Annotated in this window: 3 protein-coding genes; 2 read left to right on the forward strand and 1 reads right to left on the reverse strand. The window is 70.0% G+C overall.

Annotated elements, in window-relative coordinates; genetic code table 11:
* Positions 1-23 precede the first annotated feature (23 nt).
* Positions 24-16601: an amino acid adenylation domain-containing protein gene (locus tag ACYQ5L_RS24565; protein ID WP_459960584.1), complete on the reverse strand. Its 16578-nt coding sequence runs from the start codon at positions 16599-16601 to the stop codon at positions 24-26.
* 431 nt (positions 16602-17032) lie between these two features.
* Here ACYQ5L_RS24565 and ACYQ5L_RS24570 point away from each other — a divergent pair, with 431 nt between their 5' ends.
* Together ACYQ5L_RS24570 and ACYQ5L_RS24575 are read left to right on the forward strand one after the other, a co-directional pair.
* Entirely contained in the window at positions 17033-18199 is a 1167-nt protein-coding gene (locus ACYQ5L_RS24570) for an aromatic ring-hydroxylating oxygenase subunit alpha (RefSeq protein WP_459960592.1), read from the forward strand.
* 10 nt (positions 18200-18209) lie between these two features.
* Positions 18210-18863: a TetR/AcrR family transcriptional regulator gene (locus ACYQ5L_RS24575; RefSeq protein WP_459960594.1), complete on the forward strand. Its 654-nt coding sequence runs from the start codon at positions 18210-18212 to the stop codon at positions 18861-18863.
* Positions 18864-18872: the final 9 nt, after the last annotated feature.

Raw genomic sequence — 18872 nt, forward strand, 5'->3', positions numbered from 1 at the left:
TACCTGGATTCCGTGGCATCGCCTCAGCCCGGGATCGCCACCGGAGTGGATTCCAGAGCCCCGTGCAGCACCTCGGCTATGCGCCGCAGTGGTGCGTCGGCGGTCATCCGCCAGTGTGTCGACGCCACCGGGTGGTTGTGCACGGTGCCGGTCACCGCCGCCACCCAGGTCTTGGCATTGACCGAGCACGTCCGGTCGTCGCGGGCCGCGGTGAAGTAGACGAGGTCGCCGTCGAAGGTGCGGGCGCGGTAGGCCGCGTTCAGGGCCGCCGAGGCTAGGGCGGAGTCCACCACGCGCTGGATTCGTTCGGAGCCGAAGGACGCGAACGGTTCCGGCAGCCGGCTCAGTTTGTCCGCCAGGTCGGTCACGTCCAGGACGCCGTCCACGCCGAGTTCGGCGGCTCGGTCGCCGAGCAGCCCGCCGAGCAGTTCCGAGAGGGGAACCTCGGGTGCGGCGACTGTCGAATCGGCTTGCTGGAGACGGCTGTCCATCATGGCCAGCAGCGCCACCTGCTCGCCCTCGTCCTGGAGCTGGACGGCCATAGCATGCGCGAGGACGCCGCCGAGTGACCAGCCGAGCAGGTGGTAGGGGCCTTCGGGCTGGACCGTCCGGATCTGCGCGATGTAGAGGCGAGCCCAGTCCTCGATCGAATCCGGCAGTGGCGCGGACGAACTCAGCGCGGGTGACTGGAGTCCGTAGAGGGGGCGACCCCGGTCCAGGTGGGCGGCGAGCCCGGCGAAGGACCAGGCGATGCCCCCGATGGGATGAATGCAGAACAGCGGTGCGGCCGTGCTGTGCTCGGTGCGGGCGCGCAGGGGCAGCAGGATGTCGAAGGCCGCGTCGGATCCCGCGTCCTCGGCGTCCGGCTGCTCGAGGGCCCCGGCGATTCCGGCGGGTGTGGGCGCGGTGAACACCCACATCACCGGCACGGTCGTGGCCACGGCCTCGCTCAAGCGCGCCACCAGTTTCGTGGCGATGAGCGAGTTGCCGCCGAGTTCGAAGAAGTTGTCGTCCAAGCCGATTCGCTCGAGGCCCAGGACGTCGGCGAATACCGCGCAGACGGTCGTTTCGAGGGCTGTCGACGGCGCCCGGTAGGTGCGGGGCGCGAACTCGGGTGCGGGCAGGGCCGCACGATCGAGCTTGCCGGTTCGGGACAGCGGCAGCTGGTCGAGGACCACGATCGTGGCGGGCACCATGTGCGCGGGCAGAGTCCGGGCGGCCCAGTCGGTCAGGCGATCCGGATCCAGTGCCCGCTCCCCCGCCACATAGGACACCAGAACCGTTGCACCGGCCGGATTCTCGCGACCCACCGTCACCGCAACGCTCACATCGGGATGAGCGGTGAGCACCGCGTCGATCTCGCCGAGTTCGATGCGGAAGCCGCGGATCTTGACTTGGAAGTCGGTGCGGCCGCGGTAGTCGAGCGTGCCGTCGGCGGTCCAGGCGGCCAGGTCTCCGGTGCGGTACATGCGCGCGCCGGGCCGGAACGGGTTGGCCACGAAACGATCTGCGGTCAGGTCGGCGCGGCCGAAGTAGCCGCGGGCGAGCTGGTCACCGGCCAGATACAGTTCGCCGGCGACGCCCGGCGGCACCGGCCGCAGGTGCGAATCCAGCACGTAGACCTGGCTGTTCCACACCGGTGTGCCGATCGGCACGGACGGACCGGCGAGCTCGGTCACCGGGTGCCGGGTGATCGACACCGCGGCTTCGGTCGGGCCGTACAGGTTGAACAGCGCGGTATGCGGTGCGACGGCGGCGAACCGGCGGGCCAGGGCGGCGGGCAGGGCCTCGCCGATGGCGAGCACTCGCCGCAGCGAATCCGGGAGGCGGCCGGTGAGCAGGGCGTCCAGCATCGAGGGGACGGTGTGCAGGGTGGTCACGCCCTCGCGGGTCATCAAGGCGTTCAGGTACGCGGGGTCGCGATGGCCGTCCGGGGCCGCGATGACCAGGCGGCCGCCGCAGATCACGGCCGACCAGAATTCCCACACCGACAGGTCGAAGGTCGCGGCCGTCTTCAACAGCACGGCGTCGTCGGGCGACAGACCGAATTCCGTTGTCTTCCATAGCAGCTGGTTGACGATCGCACCGTGCGTCACCGCGACGCCCTTGGGACGGCCGGTGGAACCCGACGTGAAGATCACATATGCCGTGTGCTCGGCCCGCACGGGCGCGAGGCGGTCGGCGTCGGTGATGCCGGCGGTCGGCAGTGCGGACAGGTCCAGCAGGTCCATCCGCACGACGGGCGCGCGCAAGGTGGCGAAATCGGTTTCCGCGTCGGTCAATACACAGACCGGCGCCGTCGTCTCCAGCAGGTGGTCGGTGCGCTGCGCGGGCTGGTCCGGATCGACCGGCACGTACGCGCCACCCGCCCGGCTCACCGCATACATGGCGACGACCAGATTGACCGAGCGCCGGATCGCCAGCGCCACCTGCGATTCCGGGCCTACGCCGCGGTCGATCAGGTAGCGCGCGACTCGGTTGACCTGCGCGTCGAGTTCGGCATAGGTGGTGCGAGCGCCGTCGGCGGCCACCAGTGCGACCGCGTGCGGGGTGGCGGCAACGGTCGCGTCCAGCAGCGACGCCAAGGTGGCGTCGGCCTTCGAGCCCAGGGCCCGCTCGGTGTCGTTCCACTCCGCGAGCCGCTGAAGCTCCTGCGGTGCAAGCACATCGATGGCTCCGACCGGTCGTCGCGGATCGCCGACCACGGCGCGCAGCACCCGGAGGAACCTGTCCGCGAAACCCCGCACCGTGGACTCGTCGAAGAGATCGGCGGCATAGGTGAGGAAGCCGCCGATACCTGTCGGCGCTCCCTGTTCGTCGTATCCGTCGGCCACGATGAGATGCAGGTCGAACTGCGACAGCTGCCGGTCCGTGCCGAGCCCGCTGACCGTGAGGCCGGGCAGTTCCATGCCGACCGGGGCCAGGTTCTGGAACGACAGCCCCACCTGGAACAGCGGGTGCCGCGCGGTCGAGCGCACCGGGTTGAGCACCTCGACCAACCGCTCGAACGGCACATCCGCGTGCGCGTACGCCCGCAGGTCGATATCGCGCTGGCGCGCGAGCAGTTCCGTGAATCCGGCGCGCGCGTCCACCCGGGTGCGGAACACCAGGGTGTTGACGAACATGCCGATCAGATCGTCCAGCTCGGCCGCGCCACGACCGGCGGTCGGGGTGCCGATGGCGATATCGTCCGTGCCCGACAATCGGGCCAGCAGCACCGCGAACGCGGTGTGCACGACCATGAACAGTGTCGCGCCCTGAGCGCGAGCCAGTTCCGCGAGGGCGGCATGGGTGGCGGCGTCGATGCGCACCTCCACCCGGCCGCCCGCGAAGGACTGCACCGCCGGACGCGGGCGATCCCGCGGCAGCTCCAGCTGATCCGGCAGATCGGCGAGCGCGTCCCGCCAGTAGGCGATCTGCTCGGCCGCGATCGAACCCGGCTGATCCTCGCTGCCGAGCAGGGCGCGCTGCCAGAGCGCGTAGTCGGCGTACTGCACCGGCAGCGGCGTCCACCGCGGGGCCTGGCCGAGAGCGCGAGAGGCATACGCGGTCACCAGATCCCGGGTGAGCGGGCCACCGGAGTAGCCGTCACCGCAGATGTGGTGAACGACCAGGGCCAGGACGTACTCGTCGTCGGCGACCCGCCAGAGCGCGGCGCGCAGCGGCACTTCGGCGGTGACGTCGAAGATCGTCGAGGCCAGCGCCGTCACGGCCGGTTCCACGTCGGCGGCGAGGTCACCCACTTCGAGGCGTGGTACGCCCGGATCCGTGGGCGGCAGGATGACTTGCACCGGACCGGTCTCGGTCTGCGGGTAGACGGTGCGCAGGATCTCGTGCCGCGCAATCAGATCGGCGAACGCCAGCCGCATGGCTTCCACATCCAGCGCTCCGCTGAGACGCAGGGCGACGGGAATGTTGTACGCGGACGAGTTGGTGTCGAACCTATTGAGGAACCACATGCGCTGCTGGGCGGGCGAGAGTGGAATGCGCTGCGGCCGTTCGCCGGCCACCAGGGCCGGTCGGTTCCGGTCGGCGGTGAGTTTCGTGATTTCGTGTGCCAGCCCGGCGACGGTGGGCGCGGCGAACAGCGTCCGCACCGGAACCTGGGCATCGATCGCCACGCCGAGGCGCGCGGTGACCCTGGTCGCGAGCAGCGAATTGCCGCCGAGCTCGAAGAAGTTGTCATCGGCGCCGATACGCTCGCGGCCGAGCACTTCGGCGAGCACACCGGCCACGGTCCGCTCCGTCTCGGTCTCGGGCTCCCGGTACGGGCGCGTGGCGAATTCCGGTGCAGGAAGGGCTTTCCGGTCGAGCTTGCCGACCGCCGTCAATGGCACTTCGTCGAGCACCACCACGGCCGCGGGCACCATGTGGGCAGGCAGTGCACGGGCGGCCCAGCGGGTCAGTTCTTCCGGATCGAGTGCCCGTCCCACCACATACGACACCAGAACGGTGACGCCGCTGGTGTTCTCACGGCCGATGGTCACCGCATAGTCGACCTCGGAATGCGCCGCGAGCACGGCATCGATCTCCCCGAGTTCGATCCGGAAACCGCGGATCTTCACCTGGAAGTCGGTGCGTCCCACGTATTCCAGCTCACCGCCCACCGGCCCGGCAGCGGGCACCCCGATCCACCGCACCAGGTCACCGGTGCGATACATGCGCTCCCCCGGCGCACCCCACGGGTTGGCGATGAACCGCTCCGCCGTCGCGCCCGCCCGCCGGTGATAGCCGCGCGCGAGCGCCGGTCCCGCCAGATACAGCTCACCCACGACACCCGGCGCGACCGGCCGCAACCGGTCGTCGAGAACCGCCGCCCATCCACCGGGCACCGGACGCCCGATCGACACTCGCTGCCCCGCACGCAGAGTCGTGTAGGTCGCGCCGATCGTCGCCTCGGTGGGGCCGTAGCCGTTGATGAATCGCCGACCGGGCTGCCACGCCGCCAGCAACTCGGGCGTGGTGGCCTCGCCGCCCGCGGAGACCACAGCCAGGTCATCGAGTCCTGACGGGTCGACGGTGCCGAGCAGGGCGGGGGTGATGATCGTGTGAGTCACCCGTTCCGCGCGCAACAGATCGCGAAGTTCCTCGCCGCCCAGCATTTCCGGCGGGGCAATGACCAAGGTCGCGCCCGCGTAGGCGGCAGTGGCGATCTCCTCGATGGATTGGTCGAAGCTCGGGGAACAGACGTGCAGCATCCGGGATTCCGGCTCGAGGCGCAGCAGATCGGCCGAACAGCCGACAAGGCCACCGAGCCCGGCATGGGTGACAGTGACGCCCTTGGGCGTACCTGTCGATCCGGACGTGTATATCACGTACGCGGCGTGCGAAAGACGCAGGGGCGCACGGCGATCGACGTCGGCCACCGGACCCGCCGGACGCGCGGACCATTCGGCGCGGAAGGCTGCGTCGTCGAGCACCAGCCAGTCCACTGCCCCCGCGGGCCCGCCTGTACGTGCGGCACCCACCAGCCCGCCAGCCGGCGCGGCACCCTGCAAACTGCCGGTCTGCGCGTCGCCCGGCACCCCGTCCGTGGATGCAGCGCCAGGCAGTCTGTCCGTCTGCCCGGCGCCCAGCGGCCCGTGCGTCTGCACAGCATCCCGCAACTCATCCAGCTGAGCGGTGCCGCGCAGCGTGGCCGTGTGCGCGGCGACGGTAAGGCCCACCACCGCACCGGAATCGGACAGCAGGTAGGCCACGCGGTCGGCCGGATAGCCGGGATCGACCGGGAGGTAGGCGGCTCCGGTCTTGGCGACCGCCCAGATGGCGGTGATCATGGCGTAGGAGCGGCGCATGGCCAGCGCCACCACGGTTTCCGGGCCGATACCGCGCGCGATCAGCGCCCGGGCGAGGCGGGAGGAGTCGGCGTCGAGTTCTCCGTAGGTGTAGCTCCGCCCTGCGTCGCGCACGGCAATGCGATCGTGGCCGAAACCCACTCCCCTGGTGAGCAAGTCGGGCAGCAGACCGACGGCGAGCGGGAGGCCGCCGCCCATACGGGTCAAGCGATGGTATTCCGCCGCCGTCAGCACGGCGATGTCACCAACCGGCGTGACCGGGCGTTCGGCGACCTCGGCCAGCACTAGGACGAACCGCTGAGCAAAGGCTTCGACCGTCGCATCGTCGAGAAGATCACGGCTGAAGGAGATCTCGCCGAGGACGAGGGAGTCCTCTTCGCCGGTCGAGATCGCCAGCGCCAGATCACCGATCGCGGCCGGGGGACTCTGGAAGGACAGCGCGACCTGGAACAGCGATTGCCGCGCCGATGTCCGTCGCACGCCCAGCAGGTCGGCCAGCTCGTCCAGCGGAATTCCGGCGTGTGCAAACCCTTGCCGCTCGGCCTCGTAGGCCGCGGGAAGCAGTTCGGCGAAGGGGAGGTCGGCCGCCACATGCGTCCGCAGTACGAGTTCGGGCGCACGGCTCGGCGACCGGACCGCGCTCGCTATCTCGGCATCGGTGCCGATCGCGATGTCGTCGGTGCCCGAGAGTCGCGCGAGGAGGACGGCGAGGGCGGTGCGGATCACTGTGGTCCAGGTGACGCCCGCTGTGTTCGCGACGTCGCGCAGGCCTTGTCGGACGTGCTCCGGGACCGGGAAGGCTATGCGGCCGCGCGCTTCCGTGCGCTGGGCGGGGTGCGGTCGGTCCGAGGGCAGGGGTAGGCACTCGGGTAGGCCGGCCAATGTCGTTCGCCAGTAGCGGGTTCGGGTGATCGAGTCGGCGGCTTCGGTGTCGAGGGTGCGGGCGATGTCGCGGGCGCGGCGGGCGGGTGCCGCCAGGAGTTCGGTGAGGGCCTGGTGCAGGCGGTTCGCTGCGGCTTGGGCGGTGGTGTCGGCGACGGTGTCGCGGCGGTATTTGACCTGGACGAGCGTGCGGTCGTTGAGGAAGACCAGGACGGTGATCGGGTAGTGGGTGAAGTCCTCGCCGGTGAGGGCGTCGATGCGGAGGTCGCCCAGGGCTCCGCCGGCCTGTTGCAGGCCTTCGGCGTCGATGGGGTAGGACTCGAAGACCAGCATGGTGTCGAAGAGTTCGCCTCGGCCGGCCAGGCGCTGGATGGCGCCGAGGCCCAGGTGATGGTGGTCGAGCAGGGAGATCTGTTCCGCTTGGACGCCGGTGATCAGGGATCGGGTGGTGGTTTCCGGTTCGAAGCGCACGCGCACCGGGATGGCATCCACGAACAGGCCGATCATTTCGCCGACGCCGTCGAGTTGCGCCGGTCGGCCGGAGATCGTGGCGCCGAAGACCACGTCGTCGCGGCCGGTACTGGCGGCGAGCACGAGGCCCCATGCGGTCTGCAGCAGCGTGTTGGGGGTGACCTCGGCGGTGGCGGCGTACGCCGTGAGCGCTGCGGTTTCCGCGGGGGACAGTTCGAATTCGCAACGGCCGTAGCCGGTTTCCGTGGCGGCGGGCCAGGCCAGTTCGGGGGCGAGCAGGGTGGGGGTGACGTCCGTCAGGACGCGCGACCAGGCTCGGTGGGCGCCGTCGCGGTCCTGCTGGGCGAGCCAGCGCAGGTAGTCGCGGTAGGGGCGCACGGGGGGCAGTACCGCCGGGTCGCCGCCGGTTGCGTAGAGGACCAGCAGTTCCTTCATCAGCAGCGGCATGGACCAGCCGTCGAGCAGGATGTGGTGGCCGGTCAGGACGAGGTGGGTGCGGCCGGATTCGGTGGTGTACACCGTGAATCGCAGCAGCGGCGCGACTGCCGGGTCGAAGCCGGTGCGTTGTTCGGCGGCCAGCAGTCCGGGGAGATCGGCGTCGGCGACGCCGTCGACGAGGCGCAGCGGGACTTCGATGTCATCCACGACGACTTGCACGGAGGTGCCGTCGGCCACCGGCAAGAAGGCGGAGCGCAGGTTCGCGTGCCGGTCGAGCATGATGCGGGCGGACGTGCGCAGACGCTCGATGTCCAGGTCGCCGGTCAGCTGTAGCGCCGCCTGGATGAGGTAGGCCTCGGTCGAGTCGTCGAGCAGCTCCATGAGTACGCGCAGGGAATCCTGTAGCGGCGAGAGCGGCAGGACATCCGAGAGTGACGGGTAGGTGCGCTGCCAGCGGTCCAGCTCGGCTTGGGAGACGCGGACCAGCGGTACATCGGAGGGGGTCAGACCACCGGCCGCAGGGTCGTTCAGGTGCTCGGCGAAGGCGGTGAGCGCGGCGGCGAAGTGATCGGCCAGCTCGCGCACGGCCGCCTCGTCGAGGATTTCACCGGCATAGCCGAAGGACAGTTCCAGTTGCGGTCCGGCCGGTGTATCGGCGGTGATCGCATTGATGTCGATGACGGCTCCGACCGGCATGCCCGGGTCGTACTCGATCTCGAGTGCGCCAAGATCGGCTGTGGGCAGCCAGCTGTGGTCCGGCAGGTCCGCGGGTGCGCCGGTGGTGGCGCGGCCGAGGTAGTTGAAGCCGATCTGGCCGATGTCGCCGGTGAGCAGGCCGGCGGTCTCGGCATTGAGGTGCCGCAGCATGCCGAATCCGATGCCCTTGTCCGGCACCGCGAGTAGTTGCTCCTTGACCGACTTCAGCAGGCGCGCCGCGCTTTCGGCGTTCAGGTCGGCGGTCTCGGCGCTCGCCGAGACCGGCAGCTCGAGGGCGACCGGGTAGACGCTGGTGAACCAGCCGAGCGTGCGGGTGAGATCGGCGCCGGGGACGGCGTCTTCTTCGCGCCCATGGCCTTCCAGCCGGATTCGGGTCACCCGGGTGTCGATGCCACGCCGCGCACGCCAAACCTGTACCGCCAGTGCGAGAGCGGCGAGCAGGCCGTCGTTGACGCCGCCGCGGTACCGGGCGGGCAGCGTGGTCAGCATGGCCTCGGTGACATCGACCGGCATCTGAACCATGACGGAGCGCAAGGTCGCATAGGTGTCGGCGGCAGGATCGAGGGCGCGCGCACCCAGCAGCGGGTCCGGGGTGGCCAGCACGCGCTGCCAGTAGCCGAGTTCCCCACCGCGGCCGGCGGCCGCCTCGGACACACCGTGGGCCCAGCGCCGGAACGAGGTGCCGACGGGCGGCAGGGCGATGGGCTGTCCCGCGGCGTGCTGGGCCCAGGCCAGGGCCAAATCCGGGATCAGGATGCGCCAGGACACACCGTCTATGACGTAGTGGTGCGCGGCCACGACGAGGACGTCGCGGGCATCGGGGCGGCGCAGCCAGACGAAGGACAGCATGCGGCCCACTGCCGGGTCGAGTGCGTTCAAGGCGGAAGCCATTGCGGCGCTGCCGATTCGGGTCAGCTCCTGCTCGCCGGCGCCGGCCGCGATATCGGTCTCGATCACCAGGGAGTCTGCGTCGATCGCCGCATGCGGCAAGGCTTCGAACCGCCAGCGCTCGTCGTCGCGCCACACGCGCGAACCCAGTACCTCGTGCCGTTCCATGACCGCGCCGATCGTGGTGACCAGACCGGCGCGGTCGATGTCCTCGGGCAGCGCCAGCACCATGGTCTGGGCGAAGCGATCGGACGGGCGCTCGGCGAGGAATTCGGAAAGCACCGGCGTCAGGGGGATTTCGCCGATGCCGCCGCCCGGCAGCTCGGCGAGGACCACGCGCGCCGCCGCGGAACCCACCGCGGCGACCCGGGCCAGTGCCGCCACGGTCTTCTGTTCGAACACATCACGCGCGGTGAAGACGATCCCGGCTGCTTGGGCGCGGGAGACCAGCTGGATCGACATGATGCTGTCGCCGCCGATCGCGAAGAACGAATCGTTCACCCCGACGGTCGCCAGGCCGAGCACCTGGGCGAAGAGTTCGGCCAGTCGTGATTCCACCGGCCCCTGCGGCGCACGGGTCGCGGTCGTCTCGAAAACCGGTTCCGGCAGGGCCTTCCGGTCGATCTTGCCGTTCGAGGTGAGCGGCATCTCCTCGACCACGACGATCGCCGCGGGCACCATGTGCGCGGGCAGGATTCGCGCCGCGTACTCGGTGAGCCGCGCCGGATGGACGCTGTGGCCCGGCGCCGGTTGCACATACGACACCAGCGCGGTCGCCCCCGACGGCAGCGTGCGACCCAGCGTGACGGCGAATCCGACCTCGGCACAACCGTTCAGCGCCGCGTCGATCTCGCCGAGTTCGACACGGAAGCCGCGCACCTTGACCTGTGCGTCGCTGCGACCCACATAGTCGAGCTGCCAGACCACCGACGCCCGTGCGTGATTGCCGTCCCGATGCTCCGGCGGCGCATACCAGCGCACCACGTCACCGGTGCGATACATGCGCGAGCCCGGCGCACCCCAGGGGTCGGGAACGAACCGCTCGGAGGTCAGCCCGGGCCGATTGCGGTAGCCCCGGGCCAGGCTGCCGCCGGTCAGATACAGCTCCCCCGCCACACCCGGCGGAACCGGTCGCAGCCGGGCATCCAGCACCAGCGCCGCCATGCCCGCCACCGGGACGCCGATCGTAATGCGCTGGCCCACGGTCAGTTCCGCGTAGGACGAGATGATGGTCGCCTCGGTGGGGCCGTAGGCGTTGTAGTAGCGCCGCCCAGGAGCCCAGCGGGCCAGCAGATCGGGGGTCATCACATCGCCACCCACGAACAGCGCCTCGAACGCGTCCAGCCCGGCGGGATCGATGGTGCCGAGGACACCGGGAGTGATGAGCGCATGCGTGACCGCCTCGGCGCGCAGCAGTTCCGTCAGTTCGGGCCCGCCGATGATCGACGGCGGCACGATGACCAGGGTCGCGCCGACGGAGAACGCGCACATCCATTCGAAGACCGACGGATCGAAGCTCGGTGAGCAGATGTGCAGGAACCGGTGGTGCGGTTCCAGCCGATAGCGGCTCAACGCATCGGCGACCATGCCGCCGAGCCCGGTGTGAGTGACGGTGACGCCCTTGGGCATTCCGGTCGAACCGGAGGTGTAGATGACGTAGGCGGGGTTGTGCATGCGCAGCGGCGCAAGGCGTTCCGCGTCGGTCACCGGTCCGCCCGGCTGGGCATCGCACCGGCGTTCGGTCTCGGGGTCGCCGAGCAGCAGCCACACCGGACCGGCAGGCAGCTCACCGGCATACTCGGCGGTGGTGATACCCAGCGCCACACCGGAATCGGCCACCATGTGCCGGATCCGATCGGCGGGATAGCCCGGGTCGATCGGCACATGCGCGCCGCCCGCCTTGGCGATCGCCATGACCGCGAGCACCAGCTCGTAGCCGCGCGGGAGAGCCACGGCGACCAGCGTCTCCGGACCGACGCCGCCGTCGATCAGCACCCGCGCCAACTGCGAACTGCGCGTGCCGAGTTCGCCGTAGGTAATGGAACGGTCACCGTAGCGCACCGCGACGCGCTCCGGCCCGAGCCCCGCGCCCCGGGTGAGCAGCTCCGGCAACAGCGCGGTGGCCATGACCTCGTCACCGGGCACGTGCGTGAGCAGCGCGAGTTCGTCCGGCGCGAGCAGGGGCAGGTCACCGACCGGGCGCTCCGGCCGGTCCACGGCCGCGGCGAGCAAGCGCAGGAAGCGCTCAGCGAACACCTCCACTGTCCGATGGTCGAACAGCTCTGCCGCGAAAGCGAATTCAGCGAAGTCGCCGGACTCTGTCAGGCGCAAGGACAGATCGATCGATTCATCTGCGGCTGCCCGATCGCCGACCATGACCATGGCCCGGACGAGCGGCAGGCGGTCCCGCGATCTATCCGGCTCCAGAGATGCCGCTACCGCGTCGATCGGCACATCAGCACGCGCGAACGCCTGGAGACAGACATCTTTCGCCTGCGAGAGCAGGCTGTCGAACGAGTCTGCCCACCGGACACCGATGCGCAGGACCAGCAAGTTCGACGCTACCGCTGCTGAGTCCGGCGCAACAGGGGGCGGAGTGCCGATCACGATGTCATCGCTGCCGCTCAGGCGGGCGAGCAGTACCGCGAAGACCGCGTGTGCGACGGTGAAGATCGACGTCCCGCGGCTATCGGCGAAGTGCCGGAGCCGCTCGTGCAGATCGGGCCCGATCTCGAAGGGGATGCGGTCCACACGGGCGGACGCGCCGGTTCGGGGGCGGTCCGCGGGCAGGTTCAACTCGTCGGGGAGGCCCGCCAGCGTGTCTCGCCAGTACCGGGCCTGCGCCAGGATGTCGTTGTGCGTGTCGAGCAGCGTGTACAGGTCGGCCGGGGTGTGGTCCGGTGTCGTGACGAATTCGCCCAGTAGCAGCCGCAATCGGTGAGCCAACGCTTGTGCGGTTGCGGTGTCGATCAGGTCGCGGCGGTGTTGGACCGCGATGCGCAGGTGGTCGCCCAGTTCGACTTCTACGGCTACCGGGTAGTGGGTGAAGTTGACCGCTTCCAGGCCGGCGATCTCCAGGCCGTCGATCGCGCCGTGTGCCTGGCGCAGGCCGTCGGCATCGACCGGGTAGGACTCGAAAGCCAGGACGGAGTCGAACAGTTCACCGGCGCCGGCGGCTCGCTGGATCTCGGCCAGGCCGAGCTGGTGGCTGTCGAGCAGTGAAACCTGTTCGGCCTGTAGGCGGATCAGTAGCTTGCGGACTGATTCCTGGGCGTCGAGGCGGACGCGGACGGGGATGGTGTTGGCGAACAGGCCGACCATGCCGTCGACGCCGTCCAGTTGCGGCGGGCGGCCGGAGACGACCGCACCGAAGGTGATGTCGTCGTGGCCGGCGCAGGAGGCGAGGATGAGGGCCCAGGCCGCCTGGACGACGGTATTGACCGTGACCTCGGTGGCGGTGGCGAAGGCCAGCAGGGCCGCGGTCTCGCTCTCGGAGAGGAGCACGGCGCAAACACCGTGGCCCGCAGCGGGTTCCGCGGGCGGGGGCACGGCGGTCACCAGCCGGGTCGGGGTCACTCCGGTCAGCGCTTCCCGCCAGGTGGCGATGGTCTGGTCGCGGTCGCGCTGCGCCAGCCAGGCGATGTAGTCGCGGTAGGGCCGGACCCGCGGCAGGAGCGAATCGCCGTCGGCCGCATAGGAAACCAGCAGCTCCTTCATGAGCAGCGGCATCGACCAGCCGTCCAGCAGCAGGTGGTGGGAGGTCAGCACCAGATGGACGCGGCCGGATTCGGTGCGGTACACCGTGAATCGCAGCAGGGGCGCGGCCGCGAGGTCGAATCCGCGGCGGAGTTCGGCGGCCCGCAGTTCGGCCGGATCGGCATCGGGGGTGTCGATGACTCGCCAGGGCACGTCCAGGCCCGCGGTGACGATCTGGACCGGGACGCCCTCGGCGGTGGCGCCGAAGGCGGTGCGCAGGATGGCGTGGCGGTCGACCATGGTCTGGGCGGCCCGGTGCAGGCGCTCCAGGTCGACGGCGCCGGACAGCTCCATCGACCATTGCAGGAGGTACGGGTCGGACTCCTCGCCGGAAACCTGTGTCAGATAGAGCAATCCGAGTTGCAGCGGAGACAGCGGCAGGATGTCGGTCGAGCCCGGATGGTCGCGGTGCCAGGCGTCGAGCTCGTCCTGGGTGACGTGCACCAGGGGGACGTCGGCGGGGGTGAGCCCACCGGCGGCGGGATGGGCGGCGTGGTCGGCGAGCATGGTCAGCGCGGCCACCCAGCGCTCGGCCAGCTCGCGCACGGCGGGCTCGTCGAGAATCTCGGCGGCGTAGGCGAAGGACGCGGTCAGCTGTGCGCCGTCGCCGGAGCCGGTGACGATGGCGTTGATGTCGATCACGGCGGGCGCGGGCATGGCCGGGTCCTGGGCGGCGGCGGGTTCGCCCCAGGCGGCGGTCGGCAGCCAGCTGCCGTCCGCGATGGCCGCGGGGACGTCGCCGGTCGCGATGCGGCCCAGATAGTTGAAACCGATCTGGCCGAGCGGGCCGTCGAGCTCACCCGCGGTGTCCGGATGCAGATGCCGCAGCAGGCCGAAGCCGATGCCGTTGTCCGGCACCGCGAGTAGCTGTTCCTTGACCGTCTTCAGCACCGCCGCCGTCGCCTCGCCGCCGTCCCAGGCCGCCGCCGCGTCGATGCCGGACAGGTCGAGCACCACCGGGTACATGGTGGTGAACCAGCCGACGGTGCGGTTGAGATCGGCGCCGGGGACGGCATGCTCCTCGCGGCCGTGCCCTTCGAGCCGGATGCGGGTCGCCGCGGCGTCGATGCCCTGCTCGGCGCGCCAGTCGCGCACCGCCAGCGCGAGCGCGGCCAGCAGGCCGTCATTGCCGCCTCCGCGGTACAGCGCCGGCAGCACGGTCAGCACCGCGCGGGTGACCTCGGGCGGCACGGACACGCTGAATTGCCGTACGGTCGCGACGGTGTCGACGACCGGGTCGAGGGCGCGCGCACCCAGCAGCGGATCGGGGGTGGCGAGAGCCCGCCGCCAGTGGTCCAGTTCGCCGGTGCGGCCGGGCGCCGTTTCGATCAGGCCGTGCACCCAGCGCCGGAACGAGGTGCCGACCTCGGGCAGGACGACGGGGTGCCCGGCGGCGTGCTGCGCCCAGGCCGCCACCAGGTCGGAGACGAGGATGCGCCACGAGACGCCGTCGATCACAGCGTGATTCGCGGCGATGATCAGCGCATCGCGCCCGTCCGGGCGGGACAGCCAGGTGAACGCGAGCATCCGCGCATTCGCCGGATCGAGTGTATCGAGCGCGGAATCCATTGCCGCATCCGCGATGTCGGCCAGCTCTGCGGCGCTCGCACCGGCGGGTGCGTCGACCTTCGCCAGCAGTGCCGCCACGTCGCCGCCCGCTCCGGTCGGCAGGGTCCGGAACTCCCAGCGCCCGTCGGCGAATCGCAGTCGGGCACGCAGCATGTCGTGGTGGTCCAGCACCGCGGCGAGGGTGGCGGCGAGGCCCGCCCGGTCGATGCCCTCGGGCAGGGCGAGCACCAGCTGCTGGGTGAATCGGGCGAAGGATCTGCCGCCCGCGAGGTGAGCTGCCAGCACCGGTGGCAACGGAATCTCGCCGATGCCGCCGCCGGGCAGTTCGATCAGGCCCGGCACCGGTTCGGCCCCTGCCACCGCGACACGCGCCAGCCCGGCCACGGTGCGATGCTCGAAAACATCCTTGGGGGTGAACACGATTCCCGCCGCGCGCGCACGCGACACCAGCTGAATGGACAGAATGCTGTCCCCGCCCGCGGCGAAGAACGAATCGTCCGCGCCGACCCGCACCCCGAGGACCTGGTTGAACAATTCGGCGAGCCGGGTCTCCACCGGACCTTCCGGCGTCCGTGACGCGGCCGCTTCGAAATCCGGCTCGGGCAGGGCCTGCCGATCCAGTTTCCCATTGGGGGTCAACGGAATCGCGTCGATCACGACGAAAGCGGACGGCACCATGTGCCCGGGCAGGGACGCGCCCGCGAAGCGCGCGAGCGCGGCGGCATCGAGTGATACGCCAGTGCGCGGCAGCACATACGCGACCAGCACGGTCGCCCCCGAGGGCGCGGTCCGGCCGAGGGTGGCGGCGTATTCGATATCGGGATGCGCGCCCAGCGCCGCGTCGATCTCGCCGAGTTCGATGCGGAAGCCGCGGATCTTCAGCTGGAAGTCCGAGCGGCCCACGTATTCGATGGCGCCGTCACCGATCCGGCGGCGCACCAGATCTCCGGTGCGATACATACGAAGACCGGGCGTGCCCGCATCGCCGCAGAAGGCGCCCGCGACGAACCGTTCCGCAGTGAGACCGGGCCGCCCCAGATAGCCCTGGGCCAGCGCGGGACCGGACAGGTAGAGCTCACCGACTACCCCGGCCGGGACCGGGCGCAGCCGCGAATCCAGCACGACCGCACCGATTCCGGCGAGAGCGGAGCCGATGGTGATCGGCTCCCCCGCGGTCAGCTCGGCACTGCTGGTCGCGAGAATCGTGGCCTCGGTGGGACCGTACGCATTGAAGAAGGACCGCCCGGGCGCGGCCCAGCGATCGACGAGCCCCGGACCGAACGCGTCCCCGGCGACGACCACGACCCGCAGATCCACTAGACCGGCCGGGTCCACCGACTCCAGCGCGGCCGGGGTGATGAGCACATGGGTCACCCGCTCGCGCCGGATCAGGTCGGCGAGCTCGGAACCGCCGAACACCGTGGGCGGGGAAATCACCAGCGTCGCACCGGAACTGAAGGCCAGCAGCAGTTCCAGCACCGAGACGTCGAAGTTCGGCGAGCAGACGTGCAGGACGCGGGCGGCGGCATCGACGCCGTAGCGTTCGCGGGCGGTCGCGACCAGCGCCGCGAGACCGGCATGGGTCACCGCGACACCCTTGGGCCGGCCGGTGGAGCCGGAGGTGTAGATGACATAGGCCGGATGCTGCTCGGTGAGCGCGCGGACCCGGTCGACATAGGAGATCGGATGCGCGGGCCGGGCGGCGACCCGTTCGCGCAATACCGGATCGGCGAGGTCGAGCCATTCGATGCCGGCGCCGAACTCGGCGTGGTGGGCGGTATCGGTGAGCCCGAGGATCGCCCCCGAATCGGCGATGATGTACGCGCGCCGCTCCGGCGGCAGGCCCGGATCCACCGGCACGTACGCCGCACCGGTTTTGGCGATGGCCCAGACCGCGAGCACCGATTCGACGGACCGGGTGAAGCCGACGGCGACCACATCGCCCGGCCCGACGCCGCGGTCGATCAGTTCCCGCGCCAAGCGCGAGGAGAACTCGTCGAGCTCGGTGTAGCGGAGCTCGCGCCACCCTGGGGACAAACCGGTCGGTTTATAGCTAATGGCAATCGAATCCGCGGCCGATTCCACCGCGGCGGTCAGCAGCTGAACGAAGAGAAGGCCCCCCGACCTCCGACGAGATCTCCCTCGAACGGTACGACGAACCCTATCCATCCGAGTCTTGCGTTCCTCTCAGTCGAGCCGTGGAGCGTTCCGCCATCGACGAGCTCGACCGTCCCGTGGCGCACCGTGGGCGAACCACGGCGGTAACGGCCGAGAAGACCTCGATTTTGGGGGCATTCGGCACATATCAGACCACAAGTGCGGTTTGGACGGGACATCGTCGCGGAGACCCCGCCCCCACAACGGCGTCCCCAGGCGGTTCTGGCGACGGGATGGCTACCCCCGCACGCGCTCCGGATTCGAGGGCCCCGGCAGATCACCCTTGACGATCGGTTATCAGTTGATAACCTGAACTCGCCAGGTTATCGATCGATAACCCACCGTCAGGGAGGTTCGAGATGTCCGTGCTCACCCACCGGGGAATCGATGAGATCCGCGCAACACTGCGCGAATACCTCGATCCGCACCCACCCGCGCTGAGCCTGCCGCCCGCCGCCTACACCTCCGCCGAGTTGTGGGACCTCGAGTGCGAGCGAATCTTCCGGCGCTCGTGGTTCCTGGTCGCGCACACCGACCAGTTAGCGCGGAAAGGCGACTATGTGTCACTGTCCATTGCGGGCGAACCGGTGGTGGTGACCCGCGACGGCGCGGGTGCGCTGCACGCCCTCTCCCCCGTGTGCCGGCACCGGCTCATGCCCGTGGTGGAGCCCGGTGCGGGACAGCTCAAATCGTTCACCTGCCCATATCACCGCTGGAACTACGCCCTCGACGGCCGGTTGCGCGGAGCGCCGTACATGGAGGGCAATACCGAGTTCGCGAAGGCGGACTGCCGGTTGCCGCGCTTCGCGGTCGCGGAATGGAACGGCTTCGTCTGGGTGAACACCGATGCGGATGCCGATCCCATCGAGCCGCATCTCGAGCTGGCCGCCCACCGCTACGCGGCGTATCGGCTGGACCGGATGACGCTGGTCGACTCGTGGTCGCTGGAGTGGCAGGTCAATTGGAAGCTGGTGATGGAGAACGGGCACGAGAACTATCACGTGCTGGGGCTGCACCAGCAGACCCTGGAACCGTTCATGCCGGGCGGCGGGGATGTGGCGGTCGAGCACTATTCGCCGTGGGTGCTGCACGCGCGGATTCCGTTCACGCTGCCGCTGCCCTCGCAGACGCTGCGGCTGGACGAGATGCAGCAGTCCAATGGCATGGTGCTGGTGGGATTTCCGGTGAGCGCGTTCATCGCACTGTCGGATCAGGTGGTGTGGCTGACCTTCGTGCCGCAGACCATCGACCGGGTTCAGGTGCTGGGCGGGGTGCTCACCACGCCGGAACTGGCGGCGGCCGGGGACGCGTCGATCGCGCGCACGCAGCAGGCGGTGACCGCGATGATCAATGACGAGGATCGCATCGGGCTCGAGGCTGTGCAGCGCGCGGTCGGCTCGCGGTTCGCCGAGCGCGGGCATCTCAGCCCGAAGGAGGCGCCGGGCGTGCTCGCCTTCTACCGCAATCTCGCCGAGGCGCTGCTGGGCGACACGCCGTGGCCGGGACCGCCGGGCGAGTCGCGATAGCCTGGTCCGCATGCCCGCACCGACGTCCGGATGGAGTCCGGCGGCCGACCGCATTCTGCGCACGGCCGCCGAGCTCATTGCCGAACGCGGGTACGCGGCCACCTCCACGCGCACCATCGCCAGTGCGATCGGGGTGGCGCAACCCGCGATCTACAAGCACTTCTCGACCAAGAACGACATTCTGTCGGCACTGGTGGGGCTGGGTGTCGGGCGGCCGCTCGAACTGGCGCGGGAGCTGGCCCGGGTCTCCGCGCCGGCGATCGTGAAGCTGCATCGCTGGCTGCGGGAGTCGCTGGAGCACTTCCGGGATTCGCCGTACGTGCTGGTGGCCATCCTGACCACGCCGGAGCTGTATCAGGAGAATTTCGCCGCCGAGCGCGAGCTCATCCGGCAATTCGACGGGGTGGTCGTAGATTTCGTGCGGGCCGCGCAGAACGAGGGTGATGTCCGCGCGATGAAGCCGGAGTCCGGGGCGCGGCTGGTGATCGCGCTGTTCGATGTGCTGGCAGTGCCGGAATACTCGGTGAGCCCGGCGGAGATCGTGGATTTCGCGTTCACCGGGCTGCTCGCCGATCCGGCGCGGCTGCCGGAGATCCGGGCGGCGGCGGATGCGCTGGCACCGGCCGGGATCGACGGGGACACCCTCGCGGACGCCATCGACTAGAGACGGAAA

The sequence above is a fragment of the Nocardia sp. IFM 10818 genome, assembly GCF_054655275.1.